This window comes from Bacillus sp. SIMBA_074 (assembly GCF_046534555.1).
Lineage (GTDB): Bacteria > Bacillota > Bacilli > Bacillales > Bacillaceae_G > Bacillus_A > Bacillus_A mycoides.
Map to the genome: position 1 here is coordinate 1 of NZ_JAWRYM010001054.1, position 245 is coordinate 245.

The 245-nt window shown below is 34.3% G+C and carries 1 pseudogene; it reads left to right on the plus strand.

What is annotated here, in order from left to right:
• Positions 1–155, plus strand: a pseudogene (locus tag SB773_RS33980) (AAA family ATPase); the annotation flags it as partial.
• Positions 156–245 lie beyond the last annotated feature (90 nt).

The following is a 245-nucleotide window of genomic DNA, read 5'->3' on the forward strand; positions in this document are numbered from 1 at the left end:
TAAATCACGTAATGGGAATCGTGCATGTTGTCGCAAGATTAATTAGAAAAGCAGACGGGACCCGCGGATTTATTTTCGAAGGTAACCAGAGTATTTTTGCCAAGAATCATTTAGATGATCGTAAAGGCTGCATTCAAGAAGAATTATTAGTATAAAACACAAATGAAAATACAGGGGGAAATAAATAATGTCATTCTTTAAATTTGATGAAGATAACACAAGCACAGGATTTGAATTAGTAGCTG